The following is a 21,564-nucleotide window of genomic DNA, read 5'->3' as shown; positions in this document are numbered from 1 at the left end:
ACGAGGGCATGGACCACGGCGGTGGTCACGAGGGCATGGACCACGGCGGTGGTCACGAGGGCATGGACCACGGCGGTGGTCACGAGGGCATGGACCACGGCGGTGGTCACGAGGGCATGGACCACGGCGGTGGTCACGAGGGCATGGACCACGGCGGTGGTCACGAGGGCATGGACCACGGCGGTGGTCACGAGGGCATGGACCACGGTGGTGAGGTGGCCGGGCTGCCGATGGCCTCGACCGGTCCGGATCGCGACGGGCTGGAGCTCGACGTCCTGAAGGTGGCGCTCGGGCCGGTGTTGCCAGGCTGGCCGACCGGTCTGGTGCTGCGGGGAGAACTGCAAGGGGACGTCCTCACCGCCGCCGAGTGCGCGTGGCTCGATGCCGACATGCTTCAGCCCCCGCGGCCGCACCCGGACGCCCAGGCGTCGGCGCTGGACTGCCTCGCCCGGTTCCTCGATGTCGCCGGCTGGCCGACGGCCGCCCGCGACGCGCGCCGCGCCCGGGACGGACTGCTCGCCGGGACAGACCCAGGCCAAGCGCAGCGGCTCGCCCAGGCCGTGGCGCGGCGGGTTCGCCGGTCGCAGACCCTGTCGTGGACGGCCGCTGGAATCGGGGGGATCGCGCCGAAGCACGGTGCCGGCGAGGGCGTCCTCGACCGCATCCGGCGCTGGTGCGACGTGGCGTCGGGGCACCCGGTCGACGACCGGCCCCTGACGTCGCTGGACGAGGTCGCGGCCCTCGTGGAAGGCACGGAGATCGGCAGCGCTCGGCTGATCCTGGCGAGCCTGGACGTCGTACCTGCGCCGGCCCCATGGGCGCCGGAGCACGCACATGCCTGAGCAGACCCTGGCGGACGCTTGGGGATTCGCGCCAGCCGTCCTCGGCGTCGTGGCGGTCGGCCTGCTACTGGGCATCGTGGTGGCGGGAGTCGACCGCGCTGTGGTGTCCGGCGCGCCCGGGAACGCTGTCGAGCCGGTCCGCTCGAGTGCGCGTCTGCTGGTCGAGCAGCGGCGGACCACACTGGCACCGGACCGGTTGCTGTGGCGACTCTCCTGTGGGGCAGTGCCGGCACTGGCTCTGCTGTCACTGGCCGTCGTCCCGATGGGCGGGCGGACGTTGTGGTCGACCAGTGCTGACCTCGTGTGGTTCAACGCCATGGAGGCCCTGCTGTGGGCCGCGGTCTGGCTGATCGGTTGGGGCCCGAACGCCGTCCACGCTCTGACCGGCGGCTACCGGTTCCTCGCCCAGGGGCTGGCCTACGAGCTACCGCTGATGTTCGCCCTCATCACGGCAGGCCTGGCAGCCGGCTCGCTGAGGACGACGGACATCGTCGCCGTTCAGCAGGACCTGTGGTTCGTGGTGACCATGCCCGTCGCCTTCGTGGTCTTCGTCGCGGGCGCCGCGGCCTTCGCCTTCTGGGGACCCTTCGCCGCGCCTGCTGCACCCGACATCGCCGGCGGGGTCACCTCGGAGTTGTCCGGGGTGGACCGGCTGCTGGTCGAGGTCGGCCGGGCGGTCTTCCTGGGCGCGAGTGCGGCCATGGCGGCCGCGTTGTTCCTCGGCGGTGACGCCGGGCCGTGGCTGCCCGGTCCGGTGTGGCACCTGCTCAAGACGCTTGCCGTCATCGGGGCGCTTGTGTGGCTGGGCCGGCGGCTACCCGTGCTCCGCCCGGACCGGACGGTCGAGGTCGGCTGGGTGGTGCTGGTGCCGCTCACGCTGGTGCAGGCGCTGGTCGTCGCCGTGCTCGTGCTGAACGGGTTCTACGCGTGAGGGGGGCACGATGCTGACTGACCTGTCGGGCTGGGCGACCGCCGTGGTGGGGCTGCTCGGCGTGGTGGCGGTCGCCGCGGGCATCGCGGTGTTCGTGGTGGATTCGATGGCCCGGGCGACGTTCGCGCTGCTGGGGTCGTTCCTGGCCACCGCCGGCGTGTTGCTGGCCTTCGGTCTGGTCTACCTGGCCGTGGTGACCGCGTTGATGATGACGATCGAGATGGCGATCATGGCCGTCTTCATGATCGCGTTCATGATGAACCCGGCCGGGCTCATGCCGATGACGATGGTGCATAACACCAAGGGCTCGGCCGTCGTTGGTGCCGGTGCCTTCGTCGTCCTCACCGCCGGGATCTGGACGATCGACTGGCCGACCCGCTCCGGACAGCTGCCCGCGGACAGCACCCGGCAGCTCGGCGAGGCGATCATGGGCAGCCACATGCTGGTCATGCTCCTGATCGGCATTGCGCTGTTCGCCACCATCCTGGCTGGCACCATCCTGGCCACCTCCCGCGGCCGCTACGACCGCTTCGGCGCCGACCTGGCTGCCTCGCGGCCGGACGACCCGGTGCCCGGAGGACTGCCCCGGTGAGCGCCGAACTGGTCCTGCAGATCGTGCTGACCGTCGCCGCCGGACTGATCGGGGTCGGGCTGTTCGGCGCGCTGTCCCAGCAGTCGATCGTCATGGTGATGATGGGCCTGGAGCTTGTCCTCAACGGCGTCCTGCTGGCCGGGGGAGCGGCCTGGTACTTCCTCGCACCCGAGCTGCCCGATGCCCAGGTGCTCGTCGTCGTCGCCCTGGTCGTCATGGCCGTGGAGATGGCGATGGGCTTCGCCGTCACCGTCGCTATCTACCGCGCCCGGCAGGTGGACATGGTTGACATGGCCACGGACCTGCGCGGATGACCGCCGCCCTCGCCGCCCTGGTCCTGCTGCCCGCCGTGGGCGGGGCCGGGCTCCTGATCAGCGGACGGGGGGCCGACCGCGTCGCCGGTCCGGTCGCCGCCGGTGTCACCGGCACCGCCGTCGTGCTCGCCGCCATGGTGGCGGCCGGGCGCCCGAACCTCTCGATGCCATTCCTGGGCATCGTCGAGGGCGGGGACCTGCGCCTGGTCATCGACGGCCTGTCTGCAGTGCTCGTGGTGCTGGTCGCGGGGATCGCCCTGCTGGTCACCGTCTTCGCCGTTGCGGACCTGTCGGGGGACGCGGCGCGGGCCCGCTTCTTCGGGTTCGTGCTGCTGTTCGTCGCCGCCATGCTGGCGACCGTCACCGCGGCCACGCTGCCGGCCCTGCTGCTGGCGTGGGAGGTGATGGGTGCGACGTCCTACGCGCTGATCGGCTTCCGGTGGAACGAGCCAGGCAAGCTCGCCGCCGGCACCCGGGCGTTCGTCACCACCCGGGCCGGCGACCTCGGGTTGTACGTGGCCGCCGGTGCGGCGCTGGCCGCCACCGGCAGCCTGGTGCTGGCCGACCTCGGCGCCGCGGACGGCGGCTGGGCGGACCTTGCCGCGGCCGGTGTGCTGCTCGCCGCACTCGGCAAGTCGGCGCAGCTGCCCTTCTCGGCCTGGCTCTCGGCCGCGATGCAGGGCCCCAGCCCGGTCAGCGCGCTGCTCCACTCAGCGACCATGGTCGCCGCCGGTGGCTACCTGCTGCTCCGCATGCAGCCGCTGCTCGCCGGGACCGGCTGGGCGGCGACGGCCGCGGCCTGGGTCGGCGCGCTCACCGCGCTGCTCCTGGGCGCGGTGGCCGTCGCGCAGACGGACCTCAAGCAGCTGCTGGCCGCCAGCACCGCTGCCCAGATCGGCTTCGTCGTCCTCGCCGCCGGGGTCGGCGCCACCGCCGGCGGCACCGCGCATTTGGTGGCGCACGCCGCGGTGAAGGCAGGGCTGTTCGTCGCCGCCGGCGCCTGGCTCACCGCGCTGGGCACCAAGCAGCTGTCCGGCCTGCGCGGAGCTGCGCGGCGCTACCCGGGCGTCGGCGCGGCGGCCACTGTGGCGGCGCTGGCCCTGGCCGGCGTGCCACCGCTCTCGCTGTGGGCGACGAAGGACGAGGTGCTCGCGGGCGTCGAGGGGACGGCGCTGACCGTCGTCGGAATGGCCGCCGCGGTGCTCTCCGCCGTCTACGCCGGGAAGATCCTGGCCGTCGTCCTGGCCCGGCCCACGGGGGAGGAGCCGCTCGACGAGGAGGAGGCGGGGATCCGCAGGATCCCGCTGCCGACTCGGGCGGCAGCCGGCGTCCTCGCGGTGTTCGCCGCGGGGCTCGGCGTCCTCGCGCTCCCGTCCGTGGCTGAGGCGCTGAAGACGGTGCTGGACGCGGAAGGCGAGGCCTCTCCCGGGCTCGGGGACCTGCTGCTCTCCGGTGCGCTGGCCGTGGTGGCCCTGGCGCTCACCGTGATGGTGAGCCAGGCCCGGCCGGCGCTCGGCCGGGCCGTCGAACGGAGCCCCTTGTCGTCCTGGGCCGGGCTCGGGCACCTGCTCTCCCCCCGGCCGGCCCTCGCGGTGGCCCGGGTGCTGGCCGCCGTCGAAGACCGCGGCATCGACCGCGCCGTTCATGCCGCCGGCTCCACGGCCCAGCAGGTGGCCCGCCTGGCCGCCCGGGCCGACGACGGCGGCATCGACCGGGCGGTCACCGCTGTCGCAGCCGGAACACGGTGGACGGCGGCGGCCTCCGCCCGCATCGACGCCGGGCTCGTGGACGGCGCCGTCCGGGCGACCGCGCGGGCGTTCCGCCGCGCCGGCAGCGCCGCCCGACGCCCGCAGACCGGCTTGCTGCACCAGTACTACGCCCAGGCCGCCGCCGGCCTCGGGTTCCTGCTCGTCCTCCTGCTGGTGGTGAGGTAGTCGTGCTGCTGACCGTCGTGATCTTCTTGCCGCTGCTGGCGGCGGGCGTGCTGCTGGCGGCACCCCGGCTGCGTGGCCGGGCCGCCATCGGGGTGTGGGTGGCCGCCTCCGCCGTCGACCTGGCGCTGGTGGCCTGGATGTGGTGGCGCTTCGAGGCGGGGGAGGGTGCCTCCGGCGTCGTCGACGGCCTCGCCTACGAGACGGACCTGCAGTGGATCCCCACGGTGGACGCGGGCTACCACGTCGGCGTCGACGGGCTGTCGCTGCCGCTGCTGGCGCTGACCGGCGTGCTCTTCCTGGCGTGCGCGGGCTACTCGCTGCGGGAGCCGGACCGGCCGCGGACGTACGCCGCGCTGTTCCTCTTCCTGCAGACCGCCTGCCTGGGCACGTTCGCGTCGCTGGACCTCATCCTGTTCTTCGTCTTCTTCGACCTGACGATCGTCGGGATGTACTTCGTCATCGCCGGCTGGGGGCACGGCAACGCCCGGCGCAGCGCGCTGAAGTTCTTCCTCTACACCTTCGTCGGCTCGCTGGCCCTGCTGGTCGGGTTCATCGGGCTGTTCCTCGGCAGCGAGGAGCGCACGTTCGACATGGTGGTGCTGGCGGCGAACCCGCCGCTGGCGGACTCCCCGGTGGCCGGTGGGCTCGTACTGCTGGCGATCGGGCTCGGTCTGGCGGTGAAGACGCCGCTGTTCCCCTTCCACACCTGGCTGCCCGACGCGCACACCGACGCCCCCGCCGCCGGCTCGGCCGTCCTCGCGGGGGTCCTGCTGAAGCTCGGCACGTACGGGTTCGTGCGGATCGCCATGCCGATCCTGCCCGAGGCCTGGCAGCGCTGGGCGATGGTCGTCGTCGTGGTCGGCGTGATCAGCGTGCTGTGGGGCGCCTTCGTGGCGCTGGCCCAGACCGACGTCAAGCGGATGATCGCCTACACCTCGGTGAACCACATGGGCTACGTCCTGCTCGGCCTGGGCGCGGCCGGCCTCGTCACCGCCGCCGACGAGGAGGCCCGGACCGTGGCCACGGTGGGGGCGATGTACCAGATGGTCAGCCACGGTCTCCTCACCGGCGCGCTGTTCCTCCTCAGCGGCTGGCTGTGGTCCCGCGGGCACAGCTATGCCTTCGACCGGTGGGGCGGGCTGGCCCGTCCGGCTCCGGTGTTCGCCGCTTGCTTCGCGGTGGCGGCGTTCGGATCCCTGGGCCTGCCCGGGTTCTCCGGGTTCATCGCCGAGTTCCAGGTCTTCACCGGGGCGCTGCAGGCCGCGCCGGTGGCCACGGTGATCGCCGTGGTCGGCATCCTGGTCACCGCCGGGTTGTTCCTGCTCGCACTGCAGCGGCTGCTCGCCGGCGACACCGTCGCCCCGGGCGAGGCGGACGCCGATGTCCACACGGGCGTCGACGGCCACGCGGGTACCGCCCGGGCGGGGGAGGGGTCGACCCCGCCGCGAGCGGCCGCCGCCACGGCGGTCGCCACCGAGGCCCGGACGCCGACCCGGCTCCGTGACCTGCGGGGCCACGAGCTGGTCTCGATCGTGCCGCTGCTCGGTCTCGCCGTGGTGCTCGGCCTGTTCCCCCGCGTCCTGCTCGACGTCCTCGAGCCCGCGGCGGCGGCGGTGGTGGAGCTGGTGGCCCGGTGACGGGCATGTCCGGCGGCACGGAGGCGTGGCCGGCGCTGCTGCCGGAGGGGCTGCTCCTGCTGGGGGCGGCGGGCGGGTTGCTGCTGGGGCTGTGGACGCCGCAGCGGGCGCAGTGGCGGGTGCGGCTCCTGGTCACCGCAGCCTGTCTGGGCAGCGCGGTGGCCGCAGCCGTTGCCATGTCGCGCCCCGCCGAGCGGATCTTCGAGGGCACCTGGGTCGTGGACACCACCACCGGCGTCGTCCGCATCGTCGTCGCCCTCGGGGTCGCCGTCCTCGTCTGGCTGGCCGCACCCTCGGTGGCCGGCCATCCGCGGGAGACCGAGGCCTACGTGCTGATGCTGCTCGGCGGGCTCGGCACCGTCGCGTTGGCGGCCAGCGGCGACCTGCTCCTCCTGGTGGCCGCCTACCTGCTGGCCAGCGTGCCGCTCTACGCGCTGGCCGGTTTCGCGAAGGATGCCGCCGGCACCGAGGCGACGATGAAGTACTACCTCATGGGCGCCTTCGTCGGCGTGCTGCTCCTGGTGGGCGTCGCCGCTCTGGTGCTGGCCTCCGGGACGACCGGGTACATGTCGATGGCCACGGCGCTCCCGGAGGCGTCACCGGCGCTGCTGGCCATCGGAGTCCTGGGCGTGCTCGCCGGGGTGGCCTTCAAGGCCGGCGCCGTCCCCGTCCACTTCTGGGTGCCCGACGTCACGGCCGGGACGACACCGCCGATGGCCGCCTACATCACCACGATCCCGAAGATCGGCGCCGTCGCGGCCGCCTTCCGACTGGTCGCCGAGCCGTTCGCCGATCTGCCCCTCGACGTCCCGCTGCTCGTGGCCGTCATCGCGGCGGCCAGCATGACCCTGGGCAACCTGGCCGCGTTCGCCCAGACCGACGTGCTGCGGCTGCTGGCCTACTCCACGGTCAGCCAGGTCGGCTACCTGTTCATGGTCGTCGCCGTGGCCGGCCGCAGCAGTCTCGCCATCCCCGCCCTGGCCCTCTACCTCGCCGGCTACGCGGTGACCAACATCGGCGCCTTCGCCGCAATCACCGCCACGCCGGCCGCCCGCACGATCACCGACTGGGCCACGGCCGTGGGGCGACGCCGGTGGCTGGTGGGCAGCCTCGTGGTGTGCCTGCTGGGCCTGGTCGGCACCCCACCGACGGCCATCTTCGTCGGCAAGCTCGCCGTCTTCGCTGCGGCCTGGGACGGCGGGCTGGCGTGGCTGGTCGTCGTGGCCGCGGTGAACACCGTCGCCAGCCTCTTCTACTACCTGCGCTGGATCGCCCCTGCGTTCGCCGGGGTGGCCGTGACACCGGCCCCGGCGGAGGGCCTGGGGGGCAGTGGCCCTCGCACGGCCGCCGGAACGGCGCAGGAGGTCCGGGCCGCACCTGCGGTGATCCTCCACGCCGCCGCGGTCGGATCGGTGCTGCTCGGCCTCGGCGCCGGAATGTGGCTCGGTGTGGCATCCGGCGCAGGCTGACGGGGTGTCTGCTCTGCCCCGCAGACCTGGATCACCGGAGCGAGCGGCAGCTGGTGGGAGATCGTGGGCGAGGCCCGCTAACATCGGCCCATTGCGATGAATGCGGTCGGTGCTGCTGCCCAGACCCCCGGAGTCTCCGCCAAGCCGGCTGGTGATGCGGCAGCAGTGTCCGCGGCCTCGTGCCTGTTTCGCAGCCTCGGGGACCCGACCCGTCTGGCGATCGTGTTGCACCTCGCCCGCGCCGGTGAACACAAGGTCGTGGACCTGACCGCCCACCTGGGGCTGGCGCAGAGCTCGGTCAGTGGGGCGCTGGCCTGCCTGCGGGACTGCGGGCTGGCCGAGTCCCGGCCGCAGGGCCGGGCGTCGCTGTGGTCGCTGACCGCCACGCCGCAGGTGCTGGAGCTGCTGGCGGCCGCCGAGCGGCTGCTGGCCGCGACCGGTGACCAGGTGCGGCTGTGCCCGACCTACGGCGACGCGGGCTCCCGATGAGCGCCCCGACGATGACGCCGGCCGCCCGCCGCGCGGTCCGGCTCGAGCAGCTGACGATCGGCTACAACGTCGTCGAGATGGTGATCGCCGTCGGCGCGGGCCTGGCGGCCGGGCTCATCTCGTTGATCGGGTTCGGCATCGACTCCGGCATCGAGGTCGCCGCCGCCACCGTCGTGCTCGTCCGCCTCTACGCCGAGGTGCACGGTGGGGACGTCGACGAGGCCAAGGAACGGAAGGCGCTGAGGTTCATCGCGCTGACCTTCTTCGCCCTGGCCGCCTACGTCACCTACGAGGGCATCAGGCGGCTGTTCAGCCACGAGATCCCCGATACCAGCCTGATCGGTGTGCTGCTGGTGGCCGTCTCCGTGGTGGTCATGCCGTGGCTGGCCCGGGCCAAGCGCCGCGCCGGTGAGGCACTGGGCTCCCGGCTGGTCATCGCCGACGCCGCCGAGACGCGGCTGTGCGCCTGGCTGTCGGTCAGCACGCTGGTCGGCCTGCTGGCGTTCACCGTGTTCGGCTGGACCTGGGTGGACGCGGTCGCGGGGTTCGTCATCGCCGGGTTCGCGGTGATGGAGGGGCGGGAGGCGTGGGAAGGCGAGCTGGGCTTCGAGGACGACGATGACTGCGACGACTGACGCCCCGGCCGCATCCAGCGCGGAGGTGCTGTCGTGACCGGCGTGGCGGTGGCCCTCTACGTCGTGGCGCTGGTCGTGCTGTTCGGCGTGCGCTCGTGGGTGCAGCGCCGCCGAACCGGCTCGGCCGGGTTCCACGGCATCTCCGGCACCCCGGCCGAGGCCGCTTGGTGGGGCGGGGTGCTGTTCGTCGCAGCGGTGGTCACCGGCCTCGCCGGCCCGCTGCTGGCCGTGTCCGGCGTCGTGACCGCCGACGCGCCGACCGGGGTGCAGCTGGCCGGGCTGGTGCTGGCACTGGCCGGGTTCGGCGCGACCTTGGCAGGGCAGACCGGCATGGGTGCCTCCTGGCGGATCGGTGTCGACCCGGCCGAGCGCACCGAACTGGTCACCACGGGGGTGTTCGCCCACGTCCGCAACCCGATCTTCACGGCGATGACCGTCGCCCAGCTCGGCGTGGTCCTCATGGTCCCGACCTGGGTGAGCGTCCTCGCCCTGGTTGCACTGGTGGCCGCGATCCAGCTGCAGGTTCGGGCCGTGGAGGAGCCCTACCTGCTCACCGTCCACGGCGGGACCTACGCCGCCTACGCCGAGCAGACAGGCCGGTTCCTGCCCGGCGTCGGACGCCTCACGGCCGCCGCTCGCGTCAGTGCCCAGGGAAGGAGAGCCAGATGACCGCCGGACACGACCACGAGCACGGCGGGGCCGGAGCCGACCGTCGCCGCCTGCTCATCGTGCTCGTCCTCACCGCCAGCGTGCTCGTCCTGCAGCTGGTCGGCGCGCTGGTCTCGGGATCCCTGGCGCTGGCCGCCGACGCCGCCCACGCCGCCACGGACGCGGCCGGCTTGGTCATTGCCCTGCTCGCCGCCACCCTGGCGTTGCGCCCGGCCACGGCCCGGCGCACCTGGGGGTACCGGAGAGCTGAGGTGCTCGGCGCGACCCTGCAGGCCGCCGTCCTGTTGGCGGTCGGCAGCTGGATCTGCATCGAGGCCGTCGGCCGGCTGTTCGACCCGGCCGACGTCGCCTCGACCTCCGTGCTGGTCTTCGGCGGGCTCGGCCTGGCCGCCAACATCATCGGCATCCTGGTGCTCACTCGCGGCGGCGCGCGCGACGGCAGCGTCAACATGCGTGCGGCGCTGCTCGAGGTCGTCAACGACGCCCTGGGCTCGGTCGCTGTGCTGGTCGCCGCCGCCGTCATCGCGCTCACCGGCTGGCAGCAGGCCGACGCGATCGCTTCCCTGGTCATCGTCGCGCTCATCGTGCCCCGCACGCTGAAGCTGCTGCGCGAGACGGTCTCGGTGCTGCTGGAGAGCACCCCACCTGGACTGGATCTGGACGCCGTGCGCACCCACCTGCTCGCCCAGCCCCGCGTGCTGGACGTCCACGACCTGCATGCGTCCCAGATCACCACCGGGCTTCCGGTGCTCACCGCGCACGTCGCGTCGAGGACGCCTGCTTCTACGACGGACACGCACCCCGGGTGCTCGACCGGCTGCAGGGCTGCCTCGCCGAGCACTTCGACATCAGCGTCGAGCACTCCACCTTCCAGTTGGAAGCCGCCACGCACGCCGACCACGAGCTCGCCGTCCACCGCTGACCGGGCGTACGCCGCCCCCAGGGCGGCCGACCGAGGGAGTAGCCGTGACCATCCGAACCATCCGCCGCCGGTACGACATGCTCGCTGCGGTTCGCCGACGGCGCGGTCGCCACGGGCTGAACCACAGCCTTGGGTGACTGGACGCCCACCTGACTACAGCGGCGACCTCGCCGTGCCGACGCACACGGGAAAGGCAGTGAACCACGCGGCGGCGCTGAAGAAGGGAGAGGCGTGGAGACGGACGGAAAGGTCATCAGGGGCCCGTGGGCGGGTGCCGGCGACACGGCGCCGAGGCCGAGGCCGGCGAACGTACACGGAGGGCGCGGCGACGCGTGAGCTACCGGTGCACCGATGGCCACCTCACCGAGGTGGCCGGGGCCGCGGGTTCGCTTCCTGCAGGCCGAGGAGACTCGTGTGCTGGGCTATCTGGGCAAGTTGACTCCGAGTCAGGTGGCGGGCCCCTCCGCGGCCCAGTACATCCGCTACCGGCTCTCCTACAAGACGCTCGTCTCGCCGGACAAGATCGACGATCTCTTCGTTGCCATCGGTCAGGATGCCGATGATTTGTGGTTGCAGGCAGCGATGAGCATGGGTTCCCGTCCTGAGAGGCTGAAGACCCAGACGCAACTGCAAGTCGACAGGCGCAATCAAATCGCTCACGAAGGCGACTGGGATTCCGTAGTTCTCGATTTTCGAGCGCTGGAGAACCCGCACCTCGACGACTGCGTCAACCACCTCAACGGCCTCGTCCACAGTTGGGACCGGCTTCTTCCCTGACGGCGGAGTCGCTGCCGGCGGCGACGCTCTTCCGCGTCGACTCCGCGCCGCCCGTCGTCCGGCAGCACACGCTGCGCTGCCTGCAGGCCGGTCAGCTCTAGGCGACCGAGACGTCCAAGACGCCCGTCGTCGAGCTCCGGGTGCACCGAGCCCTGCTCGGGTGGGCAGCGGCCTAGCCGTCGCGGTCGGTGTGGCCGTCAACCCGACGAAGGCCGTCTCCGACTACCTGCGGAGCCAGACCCTCCCCGTCGGCGAGCTGGTCAACATCCAGCCGGCTGGCGGCGCGGATGACCAGGCGCATCCGCGTGGCGCGAGGGATCAGACGATAGCCACCTGCCGGGCTCCGGACGTGCGTACCTCGGCCAGGAGGTCGACGAGGTCGGCCTCGGTGAGGACTTCGATGCGCTGCCCCTTGTCGCGGAGCTGCACCGCCTTCGCCGCCTTTCCTGTGGCGAAGTCCGCGGGGTCGCTGCCTGTGAAGCCGTCTCCGACGACCAGCATCGTGGTCCGCTTCGTCACGGTCATCTCCAGCACGGCACCGCAGCGAGCGGCAGCGTCCCAGGCGTCCTGCCGGCGGATGCTCAGCGCACCGGTGAAGACCAGGATCTGGCCGTACAGCGGGTGCTCGGGGTCGGCGTCGACGGCGGTCTCCGGGCGGATGAGCCCAGTGCCCCCGGAGCCGAGGGTGCTGTGGCAGCCGCGCCAGGCCGCGGCGTCCAGCCGGCCGGCCAGCACCTGCAGGTCGGTGAGGAGCTCGGCCAGGGTTTCGACGTTGCGGCGCCGCGCGATCTCGATGACGACCTGCGCGCACGCGCGCGCATCCGCACCGGCTTCGTGGTGGCGTCCGGCGTCGACACCGCACTCGGCAGCCACGATCGGCAGGCGGTAGGAGATCAGATCCAGCGCCCGCCGCGCCAGGATCAGCGAGCAGGCGTAGTCGGCGGTCGGCCACTCCTTGTCGGCGACCAAGCATGCCTCGCGCAGCGCGCCGACGTCGAAGGCCGCGTTGTGCGCGACCAGCGGCAGCCCCTGCGCAACCTCGACGAGCTGGTCCAGCCGCTCGGCGAAGGACGGCTGGTCGGCGACCATGTCCGCGGTGATGCCGTGCAGACGGACGTTGATCTTGTCGAAGGTGTCCAGGCCGGCGGACGGACGCACCAGCCACGAGTGGGTGGACACCACGACGCCGCCGCGGACGACGGCCGCTCCGATGGCGCAGATGGAGCCGCGGTGGGCATTGGCGGTCTCGACGTCGATGGCGACGAAGTCGAGGGCGTCGAGGGACACCGGGGCCGACGCTGCTGCGTCCTCCACCGACGCGCGCGGTGCCGGTACGAGGGCGGCGATCTCGGGCGCCTCCACCGACGGAGCCGGCTCGTGGCGGACCGGATCGGGCCACGTGCCGCGGTAGACGACGGGCAGCCCGCGGGTGGCGGGACCGCCGACCATGCGCATGTACGGGCGGGCGAGCCGCTGCTCCTCGATGGTGTCCCAAGCGGCGCACAGCGCGTGCAGCCATCGGGCGATGCCCAGGGCGCGAGAGGTGCGGGGGTCGCCACCGGGCGTGGACGCGGTCTCGGTGTCCAAGGGCTGCGGCAGGGTCGGCCAGCGCGGCGGCGTCAGGGTGGTCCTGCGGACCGCCTCGGCCTCTTCGTAGACGGCCTGCAGCTCGTCGCGCGTCGCGGCGGCTGCCCTGAGCGTTGCCTTGGCGTCGAGGACCCGGGCTGGAGCGATTTGTTGTGCGTCGAGCAGCGACTGCCCGGCCGTGGTGGCGACGATGGTCCGGGTGGCCGTCAGAGACCGCAGCGTCAGCTCATGACCGTCCCCGTCGAGGACCCAGGCCCCGCACAGTCGAGACATGCCGGCGATCCGCGGACCGATGTCGACCCACCAGACGACCGGAACGTTGTCGAACTGGTCGACGACCGCCAGCACCGCACTGCCCTCGTTCATGTGCCCCCCCACTCTCGGTAGCGCACCGTATCGCCGGGGTGACGGGGAGCTGGGACGTTGCGAGACGCGCGAGGCCTGATTGGCGGGTGGGTCAGACCGTCCGATCTCGATGCTCGGCCGCGTCGGGCAGTGCAGGGTGGCTCCTCAGCTCCCCGCCCGCCGTGGTCGTTCCGCCGGCGTGTTATGGCAGGTCTTCGGCTACGCGCGAACGCACATCGCCCCCCGGTCCAGAGGGACCGGGGGCGAGCGCGCGAGGCGTCAGGCTGCGACGTCGTCCTCGTCGTCGATGTCGAACTCCGGCAGCCGCTGCTCCGCTGCGGTGAGCTCGATGACGGTCGCGCCCGCGTCGTCGCGGGCGAGGACCTCGGGCAGTCGCCCGTCGACGATGTCGATCGCGCGGTCGTCGGCCTCGGTGGTGATGTGCCCGTAGACGTTCTGCGTGGTGGTGGCCGAGCTGTGACCCAGCCGGGCGGCCACCACCAGCGGGGCCACCCCGGCGGACAGCAGCCAGGCCGCGTGCGTGTGCCGCAGATCATGTACGCGCGTCCCCTTCGGCACGGTCGGCCGGCGTCCTTCACCGCCGCCTTCCAGTACCGGTTGAAGAAGTTGCCGTGGTGCAGCGGCCCGCCCTCGACCATCGTGAACACGTGGTCGTCGGCTCCCTTGTCGGCGACCAGCGGGCGCAGCACCTCTACCAGGCGGGACGGCAGCAGGATGCGGCGGATCGACGACCGGGTCTTCGGCCGGCCGAGCTTCCACTTCCTGCCGCGCCACTTCAACGCCAGCCGGATGTCGACGTACGGACGGGCGGCGTCCAGGTGCAGGTGGCGGACCATCAACCCGGCGGCCTCTCCGTAGCGGGCACCGGTGCCCACCAGGAAGTCGAGCAGGACCTGGAAGTGGCCGTGCATGGCGGCGCGGAGCGCGGCGTAGGCGGCGGCGTCGTTGAGGAAGTGCATGTCCCGGCGGTCGTGCTTGGGCAGCCGGATGCCGCGGGCGGGATTGTCGTTCGACAGCGGCGGCCGCTCGGCCACGGCCACGTCGAAGCACTGGCCGAGGACGTCGAGCACGTTGTTGATGAACTTGTGGCTGAGCACGGTACCGACGATCGGCCGGCCGACGTTGTTACGCCGCTGCTTCTTCAGCATCTCCTTGAGCCAGCCGTCTTCGACGTACACCGCGCCGGCCGGGACGTCCGCGGCGCGCAACGGCCTGGTCCGCAGGATGAGGCCGATGTCGGTGTCGGCGAAGAACGGCAAGGTGGTAGGTGCCGTAGCTGGTGTAGTCCGCGAGCGTGCCCTCCTCCACGTGGTGCTGGCGGTCGAGGAAGGTGTGCCACAGCGTCCGGAAGGTCACCCCGGTCAGTCCGGGGGTCGGCCGGTGCGGTGAGCAGCGGCGGGTTGGCCGGTCCCGCCGGCGGCGGCTCCGGCGCCGACAGCGGCATCGGGTCGGCCGGCGCGAGGCCCCGCTCGGCCAGCGCTGCCTGCAGCAGGGCGGCTGCCTCCTGTGGGTCCTCGGTGACGGTCACGCGCCGGGCGGTGTCCAGGCCGAGCCAGCTCACGAGGTCGATGAACTCCTCGGCCGCGGCGCGGCCGTAGAAGGGCAGGTAGGACCGGACGGGTGAGCCGGGAGCGCGGTTGCGCCAGTACACGCGGTGCTGGCGGCCGCGCTGCTCGATCCAGGGGCTGGGGGGCTCGAGGGACATGGTGGATGTGCTCCGTGCGGTTGGTCGGGAAGGACCAGCCGCACCGTCGGCAGGTGCGCGAGGTGCGCAGTCGCCCCGCCACTGCCCCCCAAAGTGCCCCCCAGCGAGGGGGCGCCGAGCGTGATGTTGCCCCCCAGCACGGGCCGAGGAACGGGAAAGGCCCTGGTCAGCGAACTGACCAGGGCCTCCACCGGATGGGGTGAGTGACGGGGCTCGAACCCGCGACACCCAGGATCACAACCTGGTGCTCTACCGACTGAGCTACACCCACCGTGCCTCCGCCCGGACGCAGGCGCCCGGAGGGAACGGGACAACGATACCGGAGCCCGTGCGGCGTTCCGCCGGGGGAGTCGGAGCGGTCAGGTGGTGCCGGAGTCCCCGGCCGACAGCAGCCCGGCGAACGAGCCGACCACCTGCTCGGCGGCCTTCTTCGCCTGGTCGCCGCTGGGCCCCGGCGCCGGCACGAAGAGCGTGCGCCGGTAGTAGGCCAGCTCCCGCACCGACTCGATGATGTCGGCCAGCGCGCGGTGGGCCAGCCCCTTGGGCGGCTGGGCGAAGTACACCCGCGGGAACCAGCGCCGGGCCAGCTCCTTGACCGACGAGACGTCGACCATCCGGTAGTGCAGGTGGTCGTCGAGCTCGGGCATGTCGCGGGCGAGGAAGCCGCGGTCGGTGCCGATCGAGTTGCCGCACAGCGGGGCGGTGCGCCGGTCGGGCACGAACCGCTTCACGTAGGCGAGGATCTGCTGCTCGGCCTCGGCGACGGTCAGGGTGGCACCGCGGACCTCGTCGGTGAGCCCGGACTTCGCGTGCATCTCGGCGACGAACTCCGTCATGCCGTCGAGGTCGGCGTCGTCGGCGGAGATGATGAGGTCCAGCCCCGGGTCCAGGACGTTGAGCTCGGAGTCGGTGATCAGCACCGCGACCTCGATCAGCTTGTCCTTGGTCAGGTCCAGCCCGGTCATCTCGCAGTCGATCCAGACCAGGTGCCCCGCGCTCTCCGCCACGTCGCCCGACAGTACGCACCGCGCGTCCCGGCCGCCCGGATCACCCCGCGGGTCCCCGTGTGTCCCGCGGTGCCCTCAGGGGCGACCGTCGTGGCGCGGAATCGGTGCAGATCACCGCTAGGGTCGCCGGAACGTCCTCCCGTCAGGAAGCTCTCCCGTGTCTTCTGCACCCGCCCCAGCCGCGCGTTCCGTCCCCGAGGCGCCGGGGACGCTCCGCGCCGGCCTGGCCCAGCCGATCTCCCTCGTGCGGTGGCTGTGGGCGGCGTACATGACCCCCGGCCGCCCGGGCCGGGCCACGGACCAGACCGAGCTGCGCTGGATCTACACCGCGTGGCTGGCGGCCTTCGCGCTGAAGATGCTCGGCTCCTCGTGGGACGTCTCCTGGCACTTCAAGTGGCTGCGTGACGACCTCGCGCCGCCGCACCTGCTGAACACCGTGGGCACCGCGGCCGTCGTCGTCCTGGTGCTGTTCCACAGCTACAGCGGCTACGGCGTCGACCGGCGCGCGCTGCGGCTGATGCAGGTCGGCATCGGCACCTTCCTGGTCGCCATCCCGATCGACATCGTCAACCACCGGGTCAACGGGCTGGACATCACCAGCTGGAGCCCCAGCCACGCCCTGCTCTACATCGGGACGGCGATCATGCTGGCCGGCGCGCTGCGCGGCTGGTGGCTCTCCGCGGCGCCGGGCCGTACCCGGGACCTGGTCTCGCTGGGCCTGTGGCTGTTCTTCGTGGAGAACGTCGTCTTCCCGAACCAGCACCAGGAGTACGGCGTGCTGTCGCTGGAGGCCTACGCCGCCGGGCGGACGACGGCCGAGGCCTCCCTGCTGGACTTCGCCGCCGCGCAGGGGCAGACCCCGACGATGTTCATGCTGCCGGTGCCCTCCTGGGTGCACCCGGCCTGGCTGATCTGCGCCGGCCTGCTCTCGCTCGTGCTGGCCCGCAAGACGGTCGGGCTGCGCTGGACGGCGTCGCTCCTCGCGATCGGCTACCTCGGCTACCGCGGCGTCATGTGGCTCGGGCTGGTCGCGACGGGGTTCCCGCCCTCGGTGCTGCCGGTCGTGCTGATCCTCGGGGCGGTGCTGATCGACGTCGCCGTCACCCGCCGCATCCCCGGCTGGGCGGCCGCCCTGCTCGTCACGGCGGCGGTGTACGCCGCGGCGTTCCCGCTGCACGTGCTGGGTCTGCTGCCGCCGTGGAACTGGTGGTCGGTGCTGCCGGTCGCCGTCGGGTTCGCCCTGCTGTGGGGGACGGTGGACGTGATCGAGCGCAGCGCCTGGCTGGCCCGCTGGCGCGCCGCAGATGAGCCCGACGTGGCGGTGGAGCGCGTCCCCGCCTGACCCGCCGCACCGGCGGGGACACCGGAGCCGCCCCGCCCGTGACGTAGCGTCAGGGGGCGGCTGCGCCACGGGGGCGCCTGCCGGACCCGGTGCCCGCGCCACGTCCGAGCCGGCGCAGCCCTGACCGCAGAACCCGATCGCCCCGGAGGACGACGTGCTGGCCCTGACCCCGGCGCCGCTGCAGACGGCGGGGGAGCGTGCCTTCTTCGGCGAGCTCGCGCGGTGGGACACCGGCGCGTCGGTGCGCGCCGCCGTGGTGGCCTCCCTGCCGCTGGTCGACGGCCGGCTCGGCCGGCGCCAGTCCGACGCCGTCCTGCTGGTGCCCGAGGGGATCGCGGTCATCCGCGTGGTCGAGGTGCTGCGGCAGTCCGGCGTGGTCACCGCGACGCCCGAGGGCGCCTGGACCATCGCCGCCGAGGGCGGGCCCAGCCAGGTGCTGCAGCTGGCCGGCGGCGGATCCACGCCGCTGGACGGGCTGATGCGGGCCGGCATGGACACCGCCGTCAAGCTGCGGCGGGCCGGCCTGGAACCCGGGCGGATCGCCCGGCTCACCGTGCTGGTCGGCGAGATCACCGGCTTGGTGCCGGCCGACGGCGACCTCGGCGAGGGGGACCAGGTGGCCACCCTGGACCCGCGCTCCCTGCTGCTGGCCTTCGCCCGGGCCAGCCGGCACGCCGGCGTCGACAACCCCCGGCTGTGGACCACCGCCGACGTGCGGGCCGCGCTCGAGGCGCTGGAACTGCCCGGCCGCGGTCCCACGGTCGAGGAGCTCAACGGCGAGGCGTTCCCCTACTCGCCCTACGTGCTGCGACGGCGGCAGCTGCTCACCCCGGCCGCGATGGCCGCCTCCCCGGCGGTCCCGCCGCCGGCCGGACACGACGAGGCGGCCCGCGGAGCCGCCGAGCCGGGCGCCGGGACGGATGCGCCGGCCGGCGCCGGCGACCCGCTGAGCCCCACCGACGTCTCCCGGGCCGTGGCGGCCTCGGTCGCCTCCGCCCAGGCGGCCGCGGTGGCGGCCGCCGCGCCGGCGTCCCCCGCGCCCGACCTGACGCGGCAGCGGGACACCGTCGAGGTGGACGGCACGCCGGCACCGCCGGGTGGCGATGCCGGCATCGGCGGCCTCTTCGGCGGAGCCGATCGCGACCGCGGCCGCGGCCCGGACGGCGGGGCGGCTCCGCCCGGCGGGCCCCGGACCGCCGTGCTGCCGGCGACGCCGCGAGCCGCCGACCCGCCGAGCCGGCCTCCGCTGTCCCCGGCCTGGGGCGCCACCGCCTCCGGACGGGGCGGTGGACCGCCGGCCGCGGATCGCCGCCGCTGGATCGCCGCCCTGGTCGTCGCCGCCGTCGTGCTGGTCGCGCTCCTCGGGGTCGGCGCCACGTTCCTCCTCGGCGACGGCTCCGACGACGACGTGCCCGGCAGCGGGGTCTCCCCGCCGGGCACCGCTGCGCCCGGGCCGGCGGAGGGGGACGTCCGGTCCGTCGACGGCACCGAGTTCACCGTCGAGGCGGTGCAGGTGGACGACACGTGCGCGGGCCACGCCTACGGGGCGGTGGCCGACTTCTTCGCCGGCACCGACTGCGTGGGGCTGTCCCGCGCGCTGTACTCGACCGAGCTCGACGGCGCGCCGGTCGTCGTCTCGGTGTCACGGGTGACCATGTCCGACGCCGCGGCGGCGCGGGAGCTGCGCGCGCTCACCGACCGCGACGGCAGCGGCAACGTCAACGACCTGCTGCGCGAGGGCATCGGCTACGACGGTGGCCCGGCGCAGCTGCGCTCGGCCCAGTACGCCAGCGCGGTCTCCGGGCCGACCGTGACCGTGGTGGAGAGCGCCTGGGCCGACCCGGGCGCGGCCGGCAGCGCGGCCGCGGTGGACGAGGTGGCCTCCGACGGCCTCGCCCTGCCGGTTCCGCCCCCGCCCGGGGGCTGAGACCCCCCGGCCGGTCAGCCGGTGGCGGCCGCCCACGCCATGCCGCGCAGCAGGTCGGCCATGGCGGCCCGGTCGAGCTGCCCGGCGCTGTGCGGGGTGGAGTTGATCAGCCCGAAGACGGCGTGCGCGCGGGCCCGGCAGGCGGCCGCCTCCGCGCCGGGGTGCAGCCGCGCGAGCACCGCCACCCACACCTCGACGTAGCGGCGCTGCAGCCGGCGCACCTGCCCGGCCTCGGCGTCCGGCAGGGAGGTGAGGTCCCGGTCGTGCACGACGATCAGGGCGGGGTTGTCCAGGGCGAACTCGACCTGGAAGTCGATGAGCGCGTGCAGCTGGGCCGCCGGCGCGGGGCCCGCGGCGGCCACCCGCGCCCGGCCGCCGTCGGCCAGCCGCTCGCTGATCCGCAGCAGCATCTCGGCGAGCATCGCGTCCTTGCTCGCGAAGTGCCGGTAGATCGCCGGCCCGGTGACCCCGACGGCCGCGCCGACGTCGTCCACGCCCACCGACCGCGAGCCCCGCTCGGCGAACAGCTGGGCCGCCGCCCGCAGGATCTGCTCCCGCCGGGACGGACGTCCGGCATCGGCGAGCAAGGCGGTGTCCTGGCCGGAGGGGCCCGGGTCCAGGCGCGTGCCGGCCGGCGTCATGCGAGGGATGCTAGCCCGCCGTGAACCACGGTTAACCCCTCGGACCTGTGGGCTGGACCGCCACGGTGAACGACCGTTAACCTCGGGCCCGTGGACGCACCGGTGCTTCCCCGAACCCCCTCGGCCGATCCCGGGGCGGCCGCCCGCCATGCCGCGGCGCACGCCGACCTGGTCGCCGATCTCGGCGGGCAGCTGCGGCGGGTGGCGCTCGGTGGTGGTGAGCGGGCCCGCGAACGGCACACCGCCCGCGGCAAGCTGCTGCCCCGCGAGCGGGTCGACGCGCTGCTGGATCCGGGCAGCCCGTTCCTGGAGCTGTCCCCGCTGGCCGCGCACGGCATGTACGACGGCGAGGCGCCGGCCGCCGGGATCATCACCGGCATCGGCCGGGTGTCCGGGCGCGAGTGCGTGATCGTGGCCAACGACGCCACCGTCAAGGGCGGCACCTACTACCCGATGACGGTGAAGAAGCACCTGCGCGCCCAGGAGGTCGCGCTGCAGAACCGGCTGCCGTGCATCTACCTGGTCGACTCCGGCGGCGCCTTCCTGCCGATGCAGGACGAGGTGTTCCCCGACCGCGAGCACTTCGGCCGGATCTTCTACAACCAGGCCAACCTCTCCAAGGCCGGGATCGCGCAGATCGCCGCCGTCCTCGGGTCGTGCACCGCCGGCGGGGCGTACGTGCCGGCGATGAGCGACGAGTGCGTCATCGTCCGCGACCAGGGCACGATCTTCCTGGGCGGCCCGCCGCTGGTGAAGGCCGCGACCGGGGAGGTCGTCACCGCCGAGGAGCTGGGCGGCGGCGACCTGCACTCCCGGACCAGCGGGGTCACCGACCACCTGGCCGACGACGACGCGCACGCCCTGCAGATCGTCCGCCAGATCGTGTCGACGCTCGGCCCGCGCGAGGCGCGGCCGTGGGACGTCGAGCCCGTCGAGGAGCCGCTGCACGCCCCGGAGTCGGTGTACGAGGTCGTGCCCCCGGACCCGCGCACGCCCTACGACGTCCGCGACGTCATCGCCCGGCTGGTCGACGGCTCCCGGTTCGCCGAGTTCAAGCCCCTCTACGGGCAGACGCTGGTCACCGGCTTCGCCCGCCTCCACGGCCACCCGGTCGGGATCATCGCCAACAACGGCGTGCTGTTCGCCGAGTCCGCGCTCAAGGGTGCGCACTTCATCGAGCTCTGCGACAAGCGCAGGATCCCGCTGCTGTTCCTGCAGAACATCTCCGGGTTCATGGTGGGGCGGGACTACGAGGCCGGCGGCATCGCCAAGCACGGCGCGAAGATGGTCACCGCGGTGGCCTGCGCCCGGGTGCCGAAGCTGACCGTGGTCATCGGCGGCTCGTTCGGCGCGGGCAACTACTCGATGTGCGGCCGGGCGTACTTGCCCCGGTTCCTCTTCACCTGGCCCAACGCCCGCATCTCGGTGATGGGCGGGGAGCAGGCGGCCTCGGTGCTGGCCACCGTCCGCCGCGACGGCATCGAGGCCCGTGGCCAGGAGTGGCCGGCCGAGGACGAGGAGGCCTTCAAGGCGCCCATCCGCGAGCAGTACGAGGCCCAGGGCCACCCCTACTACGCCACCGCCCGGCTCTGGGACGACGGCGTCATCGACCCCGCCGACACCCGCACCGTGCTCGGCCTCGCCCTGTCCGCCTGCGCCAATGCGCCCCTCGAGGAGGTCGGCTATGGCGTCTTCCGCATGTGACCCGGTGCTTTATCGCGATAAAGCGCGAAGGGCTCTCGGCGCAGCCGGGGCTCTCGGCGCCGGAAGTCCCTCGG

General features: G+C 73.4%; 20 protein-coding genes and 1 tRNA gene. 15 read left to right on the top strand and 6 right to left on the bottom strand.

Annotated elements, in window-relative coordinates:
- Window positions 1-191 (bottom strand): hypothetical protein (locus tag ACI790_RS11285; RefSeq protein ID WP_456569870.1); only part of this gene is annotated, 191 nt, incomplete at its 3' end.
- A gap of 24 nt (window positions 192-215) precedes the next feature.
- Between ACI790_RS11285 and ACI790_RS11280 the strand changes: the two genes are divergently transcribed.
- The 12 genes from ACI790_RS11280 to ACI790_RS11225 all read left to right on the top strand — a co-directional run bounded on the left by ACI790_RS11280 (window position 216) and on the right by ACI790_RS11225 (window position 11,211).
- Window positions 216-842, top strand: coding sequence for a hypothetical protein (locus ACI790_RS11280; protein ID WP_456569869.1), 627 nt, complete (start codon window positions 216-218; stop codon window positions 840-842).
- Window positions 835-1,773, top strand: coding sequence for an NADH-quinone oxidoreductase subunit H (locus ACI790_RS11275; RefSeq protein WP_456569868.1), 939 nt, complete (start codon window positions 835-837; stop codon window positions 1,771-1,773). The genes ACI790_RS11280 and ACI790_RS11275 overlap by 8 nt, the downstream gene beginning before the upstream one ends.
- A 10-nt stretch (window positions 1,774-1,783) precedes the next feature.
- A complete protein-coding gene (locus ACI790_RS11270) occupies window positions 1,784-2,365 on the top strand; it encodes an NADH-quinone oxidoreductase subunit J (RefSeq protein ID WP_456569867.1) in 582 nt (193 codons plus the stop codon).
- A complete protein-coding gene (locus ACI790_RS11265; protein ID WP_456569866.1) occupies window positions 2,362-2,679 on the top strand; it encodes an NADH-quinone oxidoreductase subunit NuoK in 318 nt (105 codons plus the stop codon). The genes ACI790_RS11270 and ACI790_RS11265 overlap by 4 nt, the downstream gene beginning before the upstream one ends.
- A complete protein-coding gene (locus ACI790_RS11260; RefSeq protein WP_456569865.1) occupies window positions 2,676-4,613 on the top strand; it encodes a proton-conducting transporter transmembrane domain-containing protein in 1,938 nt (645 codons plus the stop codon). Before ACI790_RS11265 ends, ACI790_RS11260 begins: the two co-directional genes overlap by 4 nt.
- A 2-nt stretch (window positions 4,614-4,615) precedes the next feature.
- On the top strand, window positions 4,616-6,250 hold the full coding sequence (locus tag ACI790_RS11255) for a complex I subunit 4 family protein (protein ID WP_456569864.1): 1,635 nt from the start codon (window positions 4,616-4,618) through the stop codon (window positions 6,248-6,250).
- A gap of 5 nt (window positions 6,251-6,255) precedes the next feature.
- Window positions 6,256-7,719: an NADH-quinone oxidoreductase subunit N gene (locus ACI790_RS11250; protein ID WP_456569863.1), complete on the top strand. Its 1,464-nt coding sequence runs from the start codon at window positions 6,256-6,258 to the stop codon at window positions 7,717-7,719.
- 96 nt (window positions 7,720-7,815) lie between these two features.
- Window positions 7,816-8,208: an ArsR/SmtB family transcription factor gene (locus ACI790_RS11245; RefSeq protein ID WP_456569862.1), complete on the top strand. Its 393-nt coding sequence runs from the start codon at window positions 7,816-7,818 to the stop codon at window positions 8,206-8,208.
- Window positions 8,205-8,843, top strand: a complete 639-nt coding sequence (locus ACI790_RS11240; RefSeq protein WP_456569861.1) for a cation transporter — start codon at window positions 8,205-8,207, stop codon at window positions 8,841-8,843. Before ACI790_RS11245 ends, ACI790_RS11240 begins: the two co-directional genes overlap by 4 nt.
- 33 nt (window positions 8,844-8,876) lie before the next feature.
- Complete coding sequence (locus ACI790_RS11235; RefSeq protein WP_456569860.1) at window positions 8,877-9,512, top strand: methyltransferase family protein; 636 nt, start codon at window positions 8,877-8,879, stop codon at window positions 9,510-9,512.
- Window positions 9,513-9,592: 80 nt separating this feature from the next.
- Window positions 9,593-10,873 carry a cation diffusion facilitator family transporter gene (locus ACI790_RS11230; RefSeq protein ID WP_456569859.1) on the top strand — a complete coding sequence of 427 codons (1,281 nt, stop codon included), beginning with the start codon at window positions 9,593-9,595 and terminating at the stop codon, window positions 10,871-10,873.
- Window positions 10,849-11,211, top strand: coding sequence for a hypothetical protein (locus ACI790_RS11225; protein WP_456569858.1), 363 nt, complete (start codon window positions 10,849-10,851; stop codon window positions 11,209-11,211). Before ACI790_RS11230 ends, ACI790_RS11225 begins: the two co-directional genes overlap by 25 nt.
- 318 nt (window positions 11,212-11,529) lie before the next feature.
- Here the strand turns inward: ACI790_RS11225 and ACI790_RS11220 are convergent, their stop codons facing one another.
- From ACI790_RS11220 to orn, 4 genes are all read right to left on the bottom strand, one after another.
- Window positions 11,530-13,164: an exonuclease domain-containing protein gene (locus ACI790_RS11220; protein WP_456569857.1), complete on the bottom strand. Its 1,635-nt coding sequence runs from the start codon at window positions 13,162-13,164 to the stop codon at window positions 11,530-11,532.
- A 258-nt stretch (window positions 13,165-13,422) separates the two neighbouring features.
- On the bottom strand, window positions 13,423-13,722 hold the full coding sequence (locus ACI790_RS11215) for a tyrosine-type recombinase/integrase (protein WP_456569856.1): 300 nt from the start codon (window positions 13,720-13,722) through the stop codon (window positions 13,423-13,425).
- Between the two features lie 1,342 nt (window positions 13,723-15,064).
- Window positions 15,065-15,140: transfer RNA gene (locus tag ACI790_RS11210), tRNA-His, on the bottom strand.
- An 88-nt stretch (window positions 15,141-15,228) separates the two neighbouring features.
- Window positions 15,229-15,876 (bottom strand): oligoribonuclease, encoded by a 648-nt coding sequence (gene orn, locus ACI790_RS11205; RefSeq protein WP_456569855.1) that lies wholly within the window; start codon window positions 15,874-15,876, stop codon window positions 15,229-15,231.
- Between the two features lie 157 nt (window positions 15,877-16,033).
- Between orn and ACI790_RS11200 the strand changes: the two genes are divergently transcribed.
- Together ACI790_RS11200 and ACI790_RS11195 are read left to right on the top strand one after the other, a co-directional pair.
- A complete protein-coding gene (locus tag ACI790_RS11200; protein ID WP_456569854.1) occupies window positions 16,034-17,218 on the top strand; it encodes a hypothetical protein in 1,185 nt (394 codons plus the stop codon).
- A gap of 154 nt (window positions 17,219-17,372) precedes the next feature.
- The gene (locus ACI790_RS11195; protein WP_456569853.1) at window positions 17,373-19,145 is read left to right on the top strand and encodes a hypothetical protein; all 1,773 of its coding nucleotides are present in this window, start codon (window positions 17,373-17,375) and stop codon (window positions 19,143-19,145) included.
- Window positions 19,146-19,159: 14 nt separating this feature from the next.
- On the opposite strand, the gene ACI790_RS11190 is transcribed toward ACI790_RS11195, so the two are convergent.
- Entirely contained in the window at window positions 19,160-19,786 is a 627-nt protein-coding gene (locus ACI790_RS11190) for an SACE_7040 family transcriptional regulator (RefSeq protein WP_456569852.1), read from the bottom strand.
- Window positions 19,787-19,876: 90 nt separating this feature from the next.
- On the opposite strand from ACI790_RS11190, the gene ACI790_RS11185 reads away from it, so the two are divergent.
- Window positions 19,877-21,490 carry a carboxyl transferase domain-containing protein gene (locus ACI790_RS11185; RefSeq protein WP_456569851.1) on the top strand — a complete coding sequence of 538 codons (1,614 nt, stop codon included), beginning with the start codon at window positions 19,877-19,879 and terminating at the stop codon, window positions 21,488-21,490.
- The last annotated feature ends 74 nt before the right edge of the window (window positions 21,491-21,564 follow it).

The organism is Blastococcus sp. SYSU DS0539 (assembly GCF_054050855.1).
Note: the sequence above shows the minus strand (reverse complement) of the source record. Positions and strands in the feature narration are given on the sequence as shown.